Raw genomic sequence first — 17,575 nt, 5'->3', positions numbered from 1 at the left:
ACGGCGGTGGAGCGGGTCGTCAATCGCGCGGTTTGAATTCCACCGGCACGATCACCACCGCCGCCACGGCTTTGCCGTCGCGCACGGCCGGCGCGAATTTCCAACGCCGCACGGTGCTCACCGCGGCGCGGTCGAGCGAGCGGAAGCCGCTGCGGCGGCTGACGTCGATCTTGGTCGGCAGGCCTTGCGCGGACACTTGCACGCGCAGGGTGACCAGGCCGCCTTCGGATTGGCGCAGCGAGTCGAGCGGATACGCGGGCTTGGGGCTGTAGCCGGGCAGCGGGCGCGGTTTGGCGTTGTTGGCGACGGCCGCGTTCTTGCGCCGGGCCTGCGCGGCGCGACGGGCTTTGGCGTCGCGTGCGAGCGCGACGGCGTCGGGTGCGGTGTCGGGCACGGGAGCGGTGGCGTCGCTGGTCGCGGCGGGCGGGGCTTCGTTGGCGGGGCCGATGAAGCCGAGGCCTTCGGCGTTCGCCGGCAGCGCGGGGCGGTCCATGCCGGGCGCGCCTTCCAGGCCGTGCACCGGCGCGGCGCTTTCGATCTGGCGGTAGCCGTGCGAGACCATGATGAGCACGCCGATCACCACCGCGATGGAAGCCAGCGCCACCACCAGCAGCCATTGGTTGTTCGGTTCGGTGGGCGTGCGCGCGAAGCGCGGTTTGGGCGGCAGCGGCGGGAACGGGTTTTGCGCGGGCGGGGTCGGGGTGACCGCGGTGACCGACAGCGGCACGGCGTGGTTCGGGTCCATGTGCAGGACGCTGACGCGGCCGGCGTTGAGCGCTTGCGCGACCTCGGCGCTGGCGCCGAGGCCTTGCGCGACTTCGTCGAGCGTGACGTCGGGCAGACGCGTTCGCCGTTCGGCGTCGTTGCCGGCGAAGCGCCAGCGGTTGTACTCGGCCCACACCAGCAGCAGCGCGACTACCGCGGCGGCGGTGGCGGGCAGGGCCAGCATCAGGAACGGGTCGACTTCGTGGGTGCGCAGGTACAGTTCGGAGGCGACCGTGCGCAGGCCGAGCAGCCACAGCACCAAGGTCAGCACCGGCATCCACAAGTACAAATACGCCAGCCAGAACGCGCCGGTGACCACGCCCCACAGCGTGCGCGGCACGGGGTGTTGCGAGCCGGGTTTTTGGATCAGGCGCGAGTCGTGTTTGTGCGGATCGCGTTTTTTCGCGGACGTCGGTTCGGCGTCGGCGCTGACGGTGCGCGGCGGCGCCGCGGTGCTGTGCGCGGGGCGGCTGAAGCCGTCGGCGGCGCGGCCGGTGTCGGCGCCGCGCGCGGGCGGCGCGGCGTCGTCGGGCGTGCGTTCGTTGCCGTTGCTCATCGCAGCCCCCGATCCGGGCTGACCCAGGTGGCGCGAGTGCCGCGGCGTTTGAGCAGCGCCTTGGGCACGGCGGTGACGGTGGTGAAGAAGCTCAACAGCCAATAGGCCATCGGGTACCAGATCATCCAGTAGTAGTTGCGGCCGACGCCGGTTTCGTAGCGGCGGTCGATGATGATGCTGGCGGCGAACTGCAGCAGGCAGATCAGCGCCAGGATCACGCCGTGCCAGGACGGCAGCAGGGTGGTGACGCGCAGTTGCGGCGGCAGGTCGACGAACAGGCCGACCGCCCATAGCAGAATGATGAAGGCCATGATGTAGGCCCAAGCGACGCTGGCGACGTATTCGGCCATCACCGCCCACATCCGCCGCTTGCGCCACGAGAACAGGTCGCGGCTGTGGCGCATCAGCACTTCGACGCCGCCCTGGGCCCAGCGCAGGCGCTGTTTCCACAGGCCTTTGAGGGTTTCGGGCATGAGGATGAAGCACATCGCGTTGGGTTCGTAGCGGATGTCCCAGTGGTCCATCTGCAGGCGCCAGCTGATGTCGATGTCTTCGGTGACCATGCTGTCGGACCAGTAGCCGATGCGGTGCAGGGCGCTGCGCCGGAACGCGCAGATCACGCCGGAGACGGTGAAGATGCGGCCGTAGACGCGCTGGGCGCGTTTGATCATGCCGATGATCGAGGAGAACTCGCCGACTTGCAGGCGGCCGAGCAGGGTCGAGCGGTTGCGGATGCGCGGGTTGCCGGTGACCGCGCCGACGCGCGCGCCCGAGCACAGGTGCCAGACCATCCAGTGGGTGGCGTACTCGTCGAGCAAGGCGTCGCCGTCGATGCAGACCAGGTACTCCGAGCGCGCGGCCAGCGCGCCCATGCGCATGCCGTTGGCCTTGCCGAGGTTGCGGTCCAGGTGCACGACACGCAGGCGCGGGTGGATCGCGGCGAGGCGGTTGAGTTGTTCGCCGGTGTCGTCGCGGCTGCCGTCGTTGATCGCGATGACTTCGAAATCCGGGTAGCGCTGGGCCAGCGCGGCGCCGATGGTTTCGTGGACGTGGTCGCCTTCGTTGTGGCAGGGGATGAGGATGCTGACGAACGGCGCCGCGTCCAGCGGCGGCGGGTCGGTGCGGCCGCGCGCGCTGCGCTCGCGGCGGAAGTAGTAATACAGCCCGCCCGCGATCCAGAAGAACGACATCACGATCGGGTAGTAGAACGCGAATTGGAACAGCGCGGTCAGTAGGGGGCTGGTGTGGGTGCTCATGCGGCGACGCTCCTGGGGCGGCGGCCGGTCCTGGCCGCGCGCCCGTTGGGGATCGAGAAAACGTTCGGTGCTAGGCGGACGCGTTCGGGTGTCGGGCGATTACTTCTCGAGGTAGGGGAAGCCGCGCGCGGACATGATTTCGCGCGCGTCGGCGGTGGAGGGGCGGTCTTGGATGAAGTCGTCCGGGTACCACGCCAGATGGCGCGCGCCGTCGGCTTGCAGGCGGCGGGCCATGCGCTTGAGCTGGTCGGCCGGAATCGGCTTGCTTTTGTCGCGCCAGTCCACGGTCTGCAGTTCGAAGATCGTGCGCGAGAGGCCGCGCGGCGAGGCTTTGACGCGTTCGACCAACCGGTCCATCCAGCGCTGCGGGTCGCGGCTGTTCTCCATCCACGGCATCGCCATCACCGCGGTGTAGTCGTAGGCGGTGTTGAACGCGGCCAGATCCTGGGCGAACCACGCTTCGCTCTTGGGCTGCAGCACCGGGCCGGCGAACAGGTTGCGCACGGTGATGAGCTTGGGGCGCCATTTGCCGGCGGCGCGGATCAGTTCGTGGGTGAAGTCGATCAGCGCCTGGGTGCGCGCGGCCGGCGCGTCCGGGGCGATGCCGCGCAGTTCGTCGTCGCGCAGGAAGGCGTCGTCGTGGAACAGCAGGCCTTCGGTGTAGCCGCTGACGGCGAGGTCTTCGTAGATGTCGGCGACGATCTGCCGCGTGCGCGGGTCGAACGGGTTGAGGCGGTGGGTTTCGGCCGGGTTGGTGGACTTGATCGCCAGTTGCGCGTCGAGCGCTTTGTCGGGCAGCTCATAGCCCAGCACCGGCAGCCACGCGAACACCTTGGCGTGGGCGCGGGTCTTGATCTGCCACGCGACACGATTGAACAGGTCGGCGCGCATCGGCAACCGGCGGTTGGGGAAGTACAGCGCGTCGGCCGAGCCGTTGCCGTCGGGGTCGGCGAAGGCTTGCAGGAACACGTGGCTGGGGCCGACTTGCTTGATGCGTTCGATCAGCTTGTCGAGGTTGCGCGCTTGCTGGGCCGGGTCTGGGTCGTAGACGTAGTCCAGATCGACTTGCAGCGCGCGCAGCCCGTCGAGTTCCTCGTCGTGGCGCAGTTCGTAGGTGAGGTCCTGCACGGTGGGGTTGTCGAACACCAGCAGGCGGGCGAGGCCGTGCAGGTCGCGGCCGACGGTCTGGTGGCGGCCTTCCAGGTCGAAGGTGACGCTCATGCCGAGCTTGTCGGCGATGTCGTTGGTCTGGCTGTTGTAGGCCGCGTACGGCCACACCACCGACTGCGGCGAGACGCCGAGTTCGCGTTCGATCTTGCTCTTGCTGGCGGTGAGGTCGCGGCGCACGCGGTCGAGGTATTGCGCTTCGGTTTCGTAGCGCTGGGCCTGGGCGTCCCATTCGCGGGTGATCGCCGCGGGCATGGTGTTGCCTTGCGGGTTGGAGGTGATGCCGCGGTGCAGGTTGTCGCTGTGCGAGGAGATTTCGACCAGGCCGGAGGCCTGCATCTCGCGCAGTTGGTCCCAGGTGACGAAGTCGTCGTGGGTGAACATGCGCGGGCCGTAGTCGACCTTTTGGTCCTTGGGCAGATCGACCCAGTGGGTGACGACCGCCATCAGGGCTGGGTAGTTGTACGCGCGCAGCAGCGGGAAGACGTGGGTGTAGATGCTGCGCAGGCCGTCGTCGAAGGTCAGCAGTACGGCCTTGGGCGGCAGCTTGATTTCGCCGCGCGAGGCTTTGATGACGTCGCTGAGCGAGACCGGGCGGTAGCCGTGGCCGGACAGCCAGTCCAGGTGGGCGGCGAAGTTCTGGGTGCTGACGGCGTAGGCGTCGGGGTCGCCCTTGCGGGCGACGTCGTCGCGCACGTCGTGGTAGCTCAGCACCAGCAGCTGGTCGCCGCGGTTTTCGCGTTCGGCGGCTTGCGCGGCGTTGAGGTCTTTGTCTTCGGGCGCTTGCGCGGCGGGCGCGGCCAAGGTGGCCAGCGGCAGCGCCAGCAGCAGGGCGGCGGCGAAGGCGCGGCGCAGCGCGGCGTGGATGGTTGCGTGCGTCATGCTCATTGCTCTCCCCAGCGGAAGCTCAGGTCGAATCCCAGTCGGTCTTCGCGGATGCCGTCGTAGACCGGGCGCGACCAGTTCACGCCGTAATCCAGCACCCGGCCGGTGCCGAAGCGCCATTCGTGTTCGTAGCGGATTTGCGGCACCCAGTGGCTGCCGAAGTGTTCCTGCCAGTACGGCCCAGCCTGCACGGTCAGGCGTTGGCGGAAGTGGCGCTCGTAGCGGCGCCAGGCGAGGTGGTCGATGCGCAGGCCGAGGTTGAGCGAGCCGTCGCGGCTGGGATTGAAGTAAGGAATGTCGGCGCCGGTGCGGCTGGCGCGGCTGGCGAACACGTCGGCGAGTCCGTCGATCAGCAGGTGCGGGCGGGTGTAGAGGCGTTGCACGCCGCTGAGGCCGAACGCGGTGCGGGTGTTGTCGTCGCTGTAGCGCAGTTGTTGGGCGGTGGCGGCGAGCGAGCTGCGTTCGCTCGGGGTCCAGCGCAAGCCCAGGCTTAGCGCGTCGGCGTGCAGGCCGCTGCGGCGCGCTTGCAGCGAGGCGTCGGGCGTGGTCGCGTACCACGAGGCGGTGCCTTGCAGCACGTCGCTGAAGCGCCAGCCGGCGTCGACGTAATAGCCGGTGCGGTCGCCGCTGGGCAGCCAGCGGTCGTTGCTGCGGTCGACGCCGAAGCCGAGGGTGAGGCGGTCGTAGGCGTAGAGCGCGCCGACGCCGGCGCGGCGGTCGTGGACGCGGTCCTTGCCGCCGTCGCCGTTGTCGTAATCGGCCCAGGCGTCTTGCGCGTGCGCGGTCAAGCGCCAGCGATCGCCGATCAAGGGGCTGGCGACTTCGACCTTATGAGTGGCGTCGCGCGAGCCCAGCGGCGAGGCGGTGGCGCCGCGGTCGGAGTCGGAATCGCTGCGGCCGAACGCGGTGGAGACCTGCCATTGCCAACCCAGGCGGCTGTCCCAGGAGCGTCCCATCTGTTCGACCTGCACGTCGCGCGCGCGGCGTTCGAGCAGTTGGTCGTGGATCGGGCGGGCGAGGTCGACGCGTTGGTGTTCGAGCAGGCCGCCGACTTGGCCGACGCGCGCGGAGACGTTGTCGGGCTCCATCGTCTGCGCCATGCGGAAGCGTTCCAGCGCGCGGTCGGTCCAGCCGCGCTTTTGGTAAAGCACGCCGAGGTCCGACTGCAGGCCCGGGTTGTTCGGGCCGATCGTCGCCATCTGTTCCAGGCGCTGCTGCGCGCCGACGGTGTCCTCGCCGTACAGGCGGATCATCGCTTGCTGGCTGTCGGCGTCGTAGTGGCGCAGGTTCTGGTGGCTTTCCTTGGCGCCGGGCACGCGCACGAACGCGGGCTGCGCTTGCTTGATCTTTTCCAGCTGTTTATCGGCGTCGTCGAAGCGTTCGCTTTCCGAGTAGGCGTAGGCCAGCTGCAGTTGCGAGTCTTCGTCCTCGGGCCATTGCTGGACGACGGTTTCCAGCACGGTCGCGGCTTCTTCGGGATGCTTGGCGGCGAGCAGCGAGGCGCCGACCTTGGCCAGCGCGTACATCGGGATCTCGATGTTCTGCGCCTTGAGTTCGCGGTAGCGCTCGACCACGTCGGCGTGGCGCTCCAGGTGGTTGAGCATCACCAGTTCGTCGAAGCGCGTGCGCAGGTCGGCCTGTTGCTGCTGCGGCGTCTGCGCGGCGCGGTTCTGCGCGAGCAGCTCGCGGGTGCGCTGCATTTCTTCCAGACGCAGCGCTTCGCTTTGCGGGTAGGCGGTGCCCCACAGCACCCGGCGGGCGAAGCGGTCGGCGTTCAGGCGCTGATGCTCGTCGGCGTTGAACAGCTGCGGCTTGGCCTGGGCCAGCGACCACGCGCGCTCGGCGCCGCCGAGGTCCGCCAAGGTCAGCACTTGCAGGCGGTACAGGCGGTCGTCGCCGGGGCGCGCGGCCTGGGCGGCTTCGATCCGCGCCAGGGCGGGCAGCCATTGGCGCTGTTCACGCAGGCGCTCGATCTCGGGCAGGGGATCGGCGGGCGCGGGATCGGAATTTTGCCGCGGTGCGGCAAAAACTGACGTTGTGGGGCAGGTTGCGATCACCGCCGCGAGGGCGGCGGCGAGGGCGAGGGGACGCTGTATAGGCATGGGCACCGGGTTCCGTTGGGCCGGGGGACGCTTCGGGATCGATAAAAATGTGAGAAGAGTCACATTTTAAGGTGTGGACGCAAAAGATGTGCCAAGTGGCCGCGGACGGCAACTGATTCTTGTAATTCAAGCCGTTGTTTTGATTGTATTTTTGTGCGGTGAAGAGGGCGTCTAGCGTGCTGCGCCGCGGTTTGACAAGGCGCTTTTAGATCGATTCAAATCGGTGCGAAGCAAGCAGGGACGGCGTCGATCGGCGTCGTTGGGGACAGGCTGTACGGGCTGAACCGTGCGGCGCGAATCGGACCCGGGTCCGGGGCAAGGGAGCAGCAGACATGTCGGTAAACCGAGGCCGCCGCCGCGCGGACGCGACCGTAACGGCCTTGGCCGCGGCCTTGGCGCTGGCTCTGGGCGCGCCGGCGCAGGCCAAGAGCCGGGTGTTCTGGAGTTCGTTCGAGCCGGCCGAGCCGGCCCCGGCGCTGCTCGCCGGCGGCGTTCCGCGCCTGCGCCCGGCCGGTGGCCCGCCCGCCGCGGCCGCGCTGACCGCCAAGCCCGAGGCCGGCTTCACCGGTCTGCACTCGTTGCGTTACGACGGCCAAGGCGGCGGCGAGCAGCGCGCGCAGGTGTTCGAGGTCGATCTGCCGGTGGCCAAGGACAGCGAGCTGTCGTATCGCCTGTTTCCGCTGTCGGCGCGGCAACTCGATGCCAAGGCGAGCCAGCTCGACGATCTGCGTTACGCCTCGACCTTCGTCGCGATCGACCTGGAATTCGACGACGGCACCCGCCTGTCGCAACTCAAGCCGGCCGACCGCTACGGCTTCGCGCTGACCGCGCGCGGCCAGGGCGAGGCGCGCTTGCTGTATCCGGATCAATGGAACGCGGTGAGCAGCCGCATCGGCGATCTCGCCGCGGGCAAGCGCGTGCGCAAGATCGTGCTGGTGCACGATGGCGCGGCGGGCGCGGCCTATGGCGGTTATCTGGACGATGTGCGGATCGAGCCGGCGCCGCTGCGCAAGGACAAGGAACTCGGCAAGCTCGCGGCCAAGCATCCCAGCGAGTTCGTCGACACCCGCCGCGGCAGCAATTCCAACGCGCGCTTCTCGCGCGGCAACAATTTCCCCGCGGTGGCGCTGCCGCACGGCTTCAATTTCTGGACGCCGACCACCAACGCCGGTTCGCACTGGATCTATCAGTACCAAGAGCGCAACGGCGAGGCCAACCGGCCGCGCCTGGAGGCGCTGGCGCTGTCGCACGAGCCCAGCCCGTGGATGGGCGACCGCCAGGCGTTCCATATCCTGCCGGCGCCGGGCGAAGGCGCGGTCGAACTCGACCGCGGCAAGCGCGCGCTGAGCTTCGGCCACGATCAGGAAACCGCGCGCGCCGATTACTACGCGGTGCGCTTCGACAACGGCATGGTCGCCGAGATGACCCCGACCGATCACGCCGCGATGCTGCGCTTCACCTATCCCGAGGGGCGCGGGCGGCTGCTGTTCGATCAGCGCGACGAGCACGGCGATATCGTGCTGGACCAGCAAGCCGGCACGCTCAGCGGTTGGACCGAGAACAAGAGCAAGCTCTCCGCCGGCGCCGGACGGCTGTATGTCTATGCGCGTTTCGACAAGCCGGTGGTCGAGGGCGAGCGCCTGCCGCGCGCGGCCGGGCGCGACCGGATCAGCGCGTGGTACGGCTTCGATCTGAGCGGCGACCGCTCGCGGCAGGTGACGATGCGCATCGCCACGTCGCTGATTTCGCTGGAGCAGGCGCAGCGCAATCTGGATTTGGAGATCGCCGCCGACGACAGCTTCGACAGCGTGCGCGAACGCGCGCGCGCGGCCTGGGACGCGCAGTTGGGCATCGTCCAGGTCGAGGGCGCGCCGGAGCACGAACGCACCACGCTGTACTCCAATCTCTATCGATTGTTCCTGTATCCGAACAACGGCAGCGAGAACACCGGCAGCGCGCAGCAGCCGCGCTGGCAATACGCCAGCCCGTTCGTGAAACCCGAGGGCGAGAGCAGCGCCGAACGCAGCGGTGCGCGCATCGCCGACGGCCGGGTCTACGTCAACAACGGCTTCTGGGACACCTACCGCACGGCGTGGCCGGCGTATGTGCTGCTGACGCCGACCCATGCCGGCGAGATGATCGACGGCTTCGTCCAGCAGTACCGCGATGGCGGCTGGATCGCGCGCTGGTCGTCGCCGGGCTATGCCGATCTGATGGTCGGCACCAGCTCGGATGTCGCTTTCGCCGATGCCTGGCTCAAGGGCGTGCGCAACTTCGATGTGCGCGGGTTCTATCAGTCCGCGATCCGCAACGCGGCCACCGCCAGCCCCTTGGCCGGCACCGGGCGCAAGGGCATCGAGCGGGCGATTTTCCGCGGCTACACCGACGACAGCACCGACGAGGGGCTGTCGTGGTCGATGGACGGCTACATCAACGATTTCGCCATCGGCGCGCTGGCGACCGCGCTGTCGCGCGAGGCCGGCGCGGACGATCCCTACCGCGACAGCTACGCCGACGATGCGGCCTACTACCGCAACCGCGCGCTGGGCTACGTCAATCTGTTCCATCCGCGCCTGGGCTTCTTCATGGGGCGCCATCGCGACGGCCGCTGGCGTTCGACCGAAACCGAGTTCGAGCCGACCCGCTGGGGCGGCGATTACACCGAGACCAACGCCTGGAACATGGCCTTCCACGCGCCGCAGGACGGCGCCGGTTTGGCGGCGCTGTACGGCGGGCGGATCGCGCTGGGCAACAAGCTGGACCTGTTCTTTTCCACGCCCGGCACGTTCGAGACCGGCAGCTACGGCGGCGTGATCCACGAGATGCTGGAAGCGCGCGACGTGCGCATGGGCCAGTACGGCCACAGCAATCAGCCGTCGCACCATATTCCTTATATGTACGCGATGGCCGGGCAGCCGTGGCGGATCCAGGAGAAGGTGCGCGACATCATGGATCGCTTGTACGCCGGCGGCGAGATCGGCCAGGGCTATCCGGGCGACGAGGACAACGGCGAGATGTCGGCGTGGTGGCTGTTCGGCGCGGCCGGTTTCTATCCGCTGCGGATGGGCTCGCCCGAGTACGTGATCGGCGCGCCGCGCTTCGAGCGCATGAGCATCGCGCTGGAAGGCGGCAAGCGGCTGGAGATCCGCGCGCCGGGCGTGAGCGCACGCAATCGCTACGTGCAGTCGCTGAAGATCGACGGCGAACCGTGGGAGCGGCTGACCTTGCCGCATGCGCGTCTGGCGCAGGGCGCGCTGCTGGAATTCAAGATGGGCCCGACCCCGTCGAACTGGGGCAGCGCGGCCGCGGCCTTGCCCGAATCGCTGAGCGCCGACGGCGAAACGCCGACGCCGCTGCGCGATCTGGCGCGGCGCGACAACGCCAGCGTCGCCGGGCTCAACAACAAGCAGACCGCGGCCTTGTTCGACGACGACGCGGGCACCTCGGCGCGGCTCAACATGCCGATGCCGCTGTTGAGCTGGAACTTCAAGAGCGCGGCGACGGTGCGGATGTATACGCTGACCTCGTCCGACAAGCCCGGCGACGCCGCGGCGTGGGCGCTGCAAGGCTCCAACGACGGGCAGCAGTGGACGACCTTGGACGAGCGGCGCGATCAGAATTTCCCGTGGCGGCGGCAGACGCGCGCGTTCGCGATCGCGGCGCCGCAGGCGTTTTCGCGTTATCGGTTGCGTTTGGTGGGCGAGGGGGCGGGCGGGATCGAGTTGGCCGAGGTCGAGTTGCTGGGCGAGGCGAAGTAAGGCCTCGTGGTGGCGCGGCGAGTTTGCGGGGGCGCGGTCGCGGCTTGCGCCGCTCCTACAGGTAGCCCAGGCGGTTTGCGAAGCGCGGGCGGGCACAAGCGCTGCGAATGGCGCAAGGGCTCCCTGTAGGAGCGGCGCAAGCCGCGACCGCGACAACGCAATCGCCGGCGCCACTCACGCCTCCTCGCAACCCGTGACGCACCGCGCGCTTTAACCCCAATCCGCCACCCACGTCGCGCCGCGTGCCCGCGCGCGTTGCGAAATCTTCCCATTGCGTCCCGCTTCGTGCCCGCGCCGGCCCTTCGCCGCCGCCGCGCGCCGCGTTAAGGTCGGAGCGCGCGAAGGTTCGCGCGTTTTCCGCAAGCCCACTTCGCCGGTACGCCGGTCACGGTGCGCCGGCCACAGCGCGGACTGGATCCGCAACGAGGCTGACATGGACAGGAAGGGACGCAAGGGTTCCGGCTCGCGGCGCTACGCCGCGTTGCTGGCCGCAGGCCTGCTGCTCGCCGCGCCGTTGGCGCAGGCCCAGAATTTCGAGTCGTACTACGGCGAGGCCGACAGCGAAGAGTTCGGCGAGGACGTGAAGTCGGTCAATGTGTGCGGCGGCCAGGGCTCGATCCTGGTCGGCACCCGCATCCGCGGCGATTTCAAGGAAGTACAGGTCACCCGCGTCGACAACAACGCGCGCGCGATGTGGCAGAACACCTACCGCATCGGCGACAGCAAGCAGTCGGTCGGGCAGGCCATCGTCGAGCTCAGCACCGGCCGCGGCTTCGCCGTCACCGGCGGCGCGCAGTTCGGCCCGGACAACTACATCTACGTGCTGCAGATCGACTGCGCCGGCAAGCCGGTGTGGGCGACGTTGCTGGACAACGGCAAGCGCGATCAGCAGGCCACCGGTTACGACATCATCGAAGGCGCGGGCGACCGCCGCTTCGACCTGATCGTCGCCGGCGAGGAAATCGGCGAAGGCGGCCGACGCAAGTGGGGCCGCATCGCGCGCCTGGACGCCGGCGGCAACGCCTTGTGGAACCAGTGGTACGACGGCCTGGAGCGTTGGCCGGAACTGCGCTTCCGCGCCTTGACCGAGAACATCGCCGCGAGCGGCGCGCCGACCGATCTGGTGGTCGCCGGCAACTCGGTGTCGCCGAGCGGGCTCAGCAGCGCGCTGATGTTCCGCACCGACTTCAACGGCACGCCGGTGTGCAGCGCCACGCTCAACAACTCCGATCAGTCGCAGGCGCTGTTCCACGGCGTCACCGCGTTGCGCGGACGGCAGTATCCGGGGCAATCGGTGCTGGTCGGCTTGAACTCGAAGGTCGACGGCGGCGACGTGCGCGCCTACCTGACCCGCTTCGCCGCGGGCAGCTGCAACGTGCTGGCGCAGTCGCTGTGGGCCGATCCCAACGGCCAGCCGTTCCGTGCCTACGACGTGGTCGAGGCGGCCAACATCGACGGCGGCGCGGGCGGCCTGATCGTCGCCGGCACCCGCGGCACGCCCGAACTCGGCGCGGTGTTCGCGGCCAATCCCGGCGCGCTCGATCCCTATCTGCCGATGATGGTCAACTACTTCGGCGGCGGGCGCGAGATGCTGGTGTCGATCGACCGCAAGTCCAACGACCGCGTGGTCGCCGCCGGCAGCACCTTCACCGACCGCGAAGGCGTCGGCGATCCGCAGGACATGTATCTGGTGCAGACCGATCCGGCGCTGGCGACGCTGTGCAAGAAGGCGTGGACGCCGAAGGTCTCCATCGTCCAGTTCAAGCCGCAGGGGCTGGAAAGCCAGCCGATGAAGATCGAGCCGTACCACTTCGTCGATGTGCCCAACGAAGCGGTGCGCGGCGAAGGCTTGGCCTGCGAGGTCGATCCGCCGGAGAACTGCCCGGGCGTGATCAACAACGGCATCGTCCAGCTCGGCGTGCACAAGACCGGTTATCTCAACGTCGAGTGCCCGGCGATCAGCCGTTCCAGCGGCACCAACGGCGGTTCGCTGGTGGGCCTGCGCTACATGCCGACCAACGGCGACGCGGCCTCGCCGGGTTCGCCGTGCGAGGGTTGGGGCGTGGCCAGCGCGGATCTGGGCATCACCGGCGATACCTCGCGCTGCTACGGGACCAACAACGTGGCGCCGGTGTCGTTCGCCTACACGCCGTCGACCGCGGTGTCGGTGGTCGATGTCGGCGGCACCTTCCGCGTCACCCATAAGTTCACGCCGTCGACCACGCCGTATCTGTACCGGGTGGACGTGAGCATCCAGAACAACGGCAGCAAGACCGTCAACGATCTGCGCTATACGCGCGGCATCGATTACGACGTGCCGCCGAATACCTTCAACGAGTACATCACCCTGGCCGGCTCTTCGAGCTATGTGTTGGCCTGGAACAACAACGGCTTCAACTCGTTCAATCCGTTGGCGGCCAACAGCGGCACCTCGGGGCCGTTCACCGATCTGGGGCCGGGCGACCGCGGCGCGCACATCGACTTCCGCTTCGGCGCGCTGGCGCCGGGGCAGACGCGCAGCTTCGTGACCTACTACGGCGCGGCGGGCGACGAGCCGGCGGCCTTGGGCGCGTTGTCCTCGGTCGGCGCGAGCGTGTACTCGCTGGGGCAGCCGAACTGGGACGGCACCGGCAACCCGCTCGATGCGATCGCCGATCCGTTCGGTTCCTACGGCTACACCACCGGCAAGCCGGCGACCTTCATGTACGGCTTCGACGATAAATCGCCGCGCTGAACGGCGGCGGTGTCAGGCGGCTCCGGGCGCGATCGCGCCCGGAGTCTGCGCGCGTTTGAGCCAGAGCAGATGCGGCGCCGCGAGCAGCGCCGCCGCGAGCAAGGCCAGCGCCAGCCACTGCGCCGCGCCGGTCCAGCGCAGGCGGTCGATCATCGCGCCCACGGCCAAGGTCGCCAGCGGCGTCGCGCCCATGGTGGCGGCGGAGAACCAGGTCATTTCGCGGCCCATCCGACGCGCGTCGGCGCTGCGTTGCAGCCACGACAACGAACGGATGCCGTAGTGATTCGAGGCGCCGGCGAGCAGGCCGAAGGCGAGGGCGGCGGCGATCCAGGCGGCGTGTTCGGCATCGGCGCGGCCGCTCCAGGCGAGCAGGGCGTAGCCGCAGGCGGCGGCGAGCCAGCACAGCACGATGCCTTGCAGCGTCGCGGCCATCGCGGTCGGCGCGCGCCGGGCCGCGATGGTGGCAGCCAAGGCGATGCCGGCGAATTGCGCGGCGTAGATCGCCAGATAGCGCGGATCGTGGCGCTGCACCAACAGCACCGGCAGCAGGATTTGGATCGGGCCGACCGCGAGCAGCGTCGTGGCGAGCAGATACAAGTAATAGCTGCGCGGAATGTCGCGCGCGGCCGAGCGTTCGTCGGCGTTCGTCGCTTGCGTTCGGCCCGCATCGCCGCCGCGCACCGGCCCGCGCCGGCGCAAGGCCGCGATCAGCGGCAGCGACAGCGCGACGCACACCGCATCGACCGCGAACGCGGCCGCCAGCCTATGCGGCCCCGACGCAGCGAGGATCAACCCGCCCGCCAACATCGGCATCGCCAGATTCGCCGCCGCCGACACCACCGCGAACACCGCGTTGGCCGGCGCCAGCAGTCCGCGACGCAGGTACAGGCCGAAACACGCGCGGCCGGCGGGGTAGGCCAAGGCCCACACGCAGCCGCCGATCAGCGCCATCGCGTAGATCAGGCCGATGCCGATCGCGCCGGTCCAGGTGGCGACGGCGAGAACGGCGTTGATCGCGACATAGCAGGCGCGGCACCACCACAGCAGCCGCGCCGGGTCGAAGCGGTCGAGCGCGCCGCGGAATCCGAACAGCAAGATCAGGCTCGGCAGCGCTTCGATCGCCGCCACCGCGCCGAGATCGAGCGCGCGCCCGCTCAGGCGCATGACCAGGAACGGCAGCGCGATCAAGGTGAACGCGGCGCCGAAGGTGGTGATCAGATTGTCGAGCAACAGCCACGCCGCGCGCGGGTCGCGCCGGCCGATCCGCAGCAGCCGCGCGGCCGCGCCGCGGCGCGCGCTCATGCCGGCGCGCTCAGGTCCGCGCCGGGCGGCGCAGGAAGAACAGCTCGCCTTCGCGCTGGACCTGGAAGCCGAACGCGGCGGCGATGGCTTCGAGCTTGGCCGCGTCCAGCCGCCACACCGGCTCGACGTCGTCCACGCCGACATCCAGGGTCCATTGCATGCCGAGCCAGTGGGTCAGCACGAAGCCGCCGGGCTTGAGCAGCCGCGCCAGCGCGTCGAAGTAGCGTTCCAGATGGCGCTGGCAGCAAGCGAAGCTGGCCAGATTGTTGTCGAGCACGCAGTCGAAGCCGGACGCGGCGAAGCGCTCGGCGAAGTCGCGGCTGTGCTTGTTGAGCAGGTGCACGCGGTAGTCGCGCAGGCCCAGCGATTGGGCGTGCTCGAACTCGCCGCGGGCGACGGTGACCGAGACCACGCGCGCGCGGCCGTCGAGCAGGCGCGCGACCGAGGAGTTGCCGGTGCCGACGTGCAGCACGTCGAGGCCGTCGAGCGCGGCGCCCTGCAGCCAGCGGTTGATCGCCGCCTGATCCTCGGTCGGTTCGCAATCGGAGTAGTCCAGCAGCGGCCAGGTCGCGCGCTCGTCGGCGCCTTGGTGCGTGTCCACATGCGGCTCGCGCCCGCAGTCGATGCGGCTGGCGCCGATGTCGAAGCGCGGCTGGAACGCGGGAGAAGCGGACGCAGAAAATGTCGGATTCATGACGGCGGCTCGAGTGCGGACGGGCGCGTCGATTTTTCGCTCATGCGCGAACGCGTGTCGAGCGGCGACGCGCAGCGTTCGCGGAACTGCATGGCGCCGTCACAGATTAAATCGTGCGCTGCTTTCATTCTTCGTTGCGAAAGCGCGGCAACGCATCGCGCTCGCGCCGCGCGGACGGCGTCGGAGGTTCGATCGGAGCGATCGCCGCACGCGCGGCGCCCGATGCGAGCGTCCTTCCGCGGCATTCCAGCGTTCCCCCGCAGTCGTTCCGTCCGCTTCATCCGCAAGCTTCAGCACCAGGCGTGCGGGCGCCGCTTCGCGGCCGTCCGTATCGACGCGTCCGGTCTGCCAATCAGACCCCTGCGAGCCGCAGCGCACGCGCGAATCCGCGCGGCGTTGCCGCGCCCGCGTTCGCCGGATGCGCCGCCTCATGTTCGATTCGTTCGTTCCCGATCAGTTCGCGCTCAGCCAATTCGTGCTGACCGGCGTCGTCGGCTTCTCCACGCTGATCCTGCTGGCCTGCCTGCTGTTCCTGATCGGCTGGGCGTGCTGGCGGCGGCTGCGGCGTCCGCCGCCGCGCGCCTTGGCGCGCTATCCGTTCGTGTCGATCCTGGTGCCGTTCTACAACGAGCCCGAGGACTCGCTGCTGAGCACGCTGGAATCGATCGAACGCAACGATTACCCCGGCCCGGTGGAAGTGCTGCTGGTCGACGACGGCTCCACCAATACCACCGCCGAAGCGGTCGCGCGCTGGCTGGAGCAGGCGCACGGCAAGCGTTACGAGCTGATCGCGCGCGAACGCAACGGCGGCGCCAAGGGCTTGGCGCTGGACGCGGCGCTGCCGCGGCTGTCGTCGGGTTCGGAAGTGGTCACGGTGATCGACAGCGACACGGTGATCCTGCCCGGCGCGCTGCGCAGCGCGGTCGAAGCGCTGTATTCCTCGCCGCGCCACGCCGCCGCCTGCGGGCTGATCGTGCCGGCCGGGCGCGACCAATCCTGGCTGCATCGTCTGCAGTTCTACGAACACATCGGCGCGCTGGCGGCGATCCGTTACGTGCAGAGCAAGCTCGGCTCGGTCAACGTCGTCGCCGGCGCGTTCTCGCTGCACCGCACCGATGTGATCCGCGAACTCGGCGGTTGGGGCGAGTGGCTGGTCGAGGACATCGCCTGGACCTGGCGCGCGCTGGCGCACGGCTATTCGATCGCTTACGCGCCCGACGCGGTGGCTTACACGATCTGTCCGACCACCTTGGGCGGCCTGTTTCGCCAGCGCCGCCGCTGGGCGCGCGGACGGCTGGAGTCGTTCCGGGTGGCGTGGCGGATCTCGTGGCCGCGCACGATGAAGATGCTGCCGTGGTGGCTGCTGTGGGCGCAGTCGGCGCTGGTGCCGACGCTGTTGCTGGCGGCCGCGGGCGCCTTGCTCTACCGCAGCCACGCGCTGCTCGCGGTGGCGGCGCTGAACTGGCTGCTGATGGCCGCGCTCAACTTCGTTTCGGTGCTGCACGCGCGCGAACGCCTGCAGCTCGGACCGCTGGACCTGCTGCTGGTGTCGGTCTACAACACGGTCATCGACGTGCTGTTGCTGCCGGCCAATCTGATCGGCCTGCTCGACGAACTGCGCGGCGGCCGCAAGAGCTGGATGACCCGCTGAGGCGCCATGGACTATCACGCGTTTCTCGCCCAACGCCCGCGCGCCTACCTCGGCCGCGGCTTGCCGCACCATCGTGCGGTGGCGCTGAGTTTCGACGACGGGCCGGGGCAGGCGACGCCGGCCTTGCTGGCGACGCTGCGGGAATTGCAGGTGACGGCGACGTTCTTCTGCATCGGCCGTTTGTTGCGCGCGGTGCCCTGGCTGAGCGCGCGCATGCTCGCCGACGGCCACGAGCTGGCCAACCATTCGATGAGCCACGCCGACGCCAGCGGCCTGCAGGCCGAGGCGTTGCTGCACGACGAAGTCGCGCCGGCCGCCGCCGAGTTGCGCCGCGCCGGCGCCGATGCGTTGTCGGCGCGGCTGTACCGGCCGGCGTTCGGCGAGATCCGCGCCGATCAGGTCGATCTGCTGGCGCGGCACGGCTACACGGTCGCCGGGTGGTCGATCGATCCTTGCGATTGGCTGGAGCCCGAGGCGCCCGGACACGTCGATTGCGTGAGCGGCGCGGTGCTGGCGCAGGCGCATCCCGGCGCGATCGTGCTGCTGCACGACGGCGACGACGATCATGGCCGGCCGCGGCCGCGCATCGTCGAGATCGTGCGCGAGCTGGTGCCGGCGCTGCGCGCGCAGGGTTACGGCTTCGTGCGGGTCGGGGATTTGCTGCGCGAACGCGAGGCGCAGCGCGAGTTGGCGTGAGCGGCGCGG

At 69.3% G+C, this 17,575-nt stretch carries 10 protein-coding genes; 4 read left to right on the top strand and 6 right to left on the bottom strand.

The window, feature by feature from the left end; genetic code table 11:
* Positions 1-19: 19 nt before the first annotated feature.
* From pgaD to pgaA, 4 genes are all read right to left on the bottom strand, one after another.
* Positions 20-1,321, bottom strand: coding sequence for a poly-beta-1,6-N-acetyl-D-glucosamine biosynthesis protein PgaD (pgaD, locus tag J5226_RS20120; RefSeq protein WP_215836424.1), 1,302 nt, complete (start codon positions 1,319-1,321; stop codon positions 20-22).
* Positions 1,318-2,577: a poly-beta-1,6-N-acetyl-D-glucosamine synthase gene (gene pgaC, locus J5226_RS20115; protein ID WP_215836422.1), complete on the bottom strand. Its 1,260-nt coding sequence runs from the start codon at positions 2,575-2,577 to the stop codon at positions 1,318-1,320. The genes pgaD and pgaC overlap by 4 nt, the downstream gene beginning before the upstream one ends.
* 99 nt (positions 2,578-2,676) lie before the next feature.
* Complete coding sequence (gene pgaB / locus J5226_RS20110; protein ID WP_215836416.1) at positions 2,677-4,626, bottom strand: poly-beta-1,6-N-acetyl-D-glucosamine N-deacetylase PgaB; 1,950 nt, start codon at positions 4,624-4,626, stop codon at positions 2,677-2,679.
* Positions 4,627-4,628: 2 nt separating this feature from the next.
* Complete coding sequence (gene pgaA, locus J5226_RS20105; RefSeq protein WP_215836407.1) at positions 4,629-6,731, bottom strand: poly-beta-1,6 N-acetyl-D-glucosamine export porin PgaA; 2,103 nt, start codon at positions 6,729-6,731, stop codon at positions 4,629-4,631.
* 332 nt (positions 6,732-7,063) lie between these two features.
* On the opposite strand from pgaA, the gene J5226_RS20100 reads away from it, so the two are divergent.
* Positions 7,064-10,489 carry a GH92 family glycosyl hydrolase gene (locus J5226_RS20100; protein WP_215836397.1) on the top strand — a complete coding sequence of 1,142 codons (3,426 nt, stop codon included), beginning with the start codon at positions 7,064-7,066 and terminating at the stop codon, positions 10,487-10,489.
* Positions 10,490-10,922: 433 nt separating this feature from the next.
* A complete protein-coding gene (locus J5226_RS20095; protein WP_215836395.1) occupies positions 10,923-13,223 on the top strand; it encodes a hypothetical protein in 2,301 nt (766 codons plus the stop codon).
* 12 nt (positions 13,224-13,235) lie between these two features.
* On the opposite strand, the gene J5226_RS20090 is transcribed toward J5226_RS20095, so the two are convergent.
* Both J5226_RS20090 and J5226_RS20085 read right to left on the bottom strand, forming a co-directional pair.
* Positions 13,236-14,525, bottom strand: coding sequence for a hypothetical protein (locus J5226_RS20090; protein WP_215836393.1), 1,290 nt, complete (start codon positions 14,523-14,525; stop codon positions 13,236-13,238).
* Positions 14,526-14,535: 10 nt separating this feature from the next.
* Positions 14,536-15,219, bottom strand: coding sequence for a methyltransferase domain-containing protein (locus J5226_RS20085; RefSeq protein ID WP_215836391.1), 684 nt, complete (start codon positions 15,217-15,219; stop codon positions 14,536-14,538).
* A gap of 430 nt (positions 15,220-15,649) precedes the next feature.
* On the opposite strand from J5226_RS20085, the gene J5226_RS20080 reads away from it, so the two are divergent.
* Both J5226_RS20080 and J5226_RS20075 read left to right on the top strand, forming a co-directional pair.
* Positions 15,650-16,870 carry a glycosyltransferase family 2 protein gene (locus J5226_RS20080; protein ID WP_215836389.1) on the top strand — a complete coding sequence of 407 codons (1,221 nt, stop codon included), beginning with the start codon at positions 15,650-15,652 and terminating at the stop codon, positions 16,868-16,870.
* A 6-nt stretch (positions 16,871-16,876) separates the two neighbouring features.
* On the top strand, positions 16,877-17,566 hold the full coding sequence (locus J5226_RS20075) for a polysaccharide deacetylase family protein (RefSeq protein ID WP_215836387.1): 690 nt from the start codon (positions 16,877-16,879) through the stop codon (positions 17,564-17,566).
* The last annotated feature ends 9 nt before the right edge of the window (positions 17,567-17,575 follow it).

The organism is Lysobacter sp. K5869, assembly GCF_018847975.1.
In the GTDB taxonomy this organism is placed as follows: domain Bacteria; phylum Pseudomonadota; class Gammaproteobacteria; order Xanthomonadales; family Xanthomonadaceae; genus Lysobacter.
The sequence above is the reverse complement of the archived record's forward strand: the minus strand, read 5'-3'. Positions and strand labels throughout refer to the sequence as shown.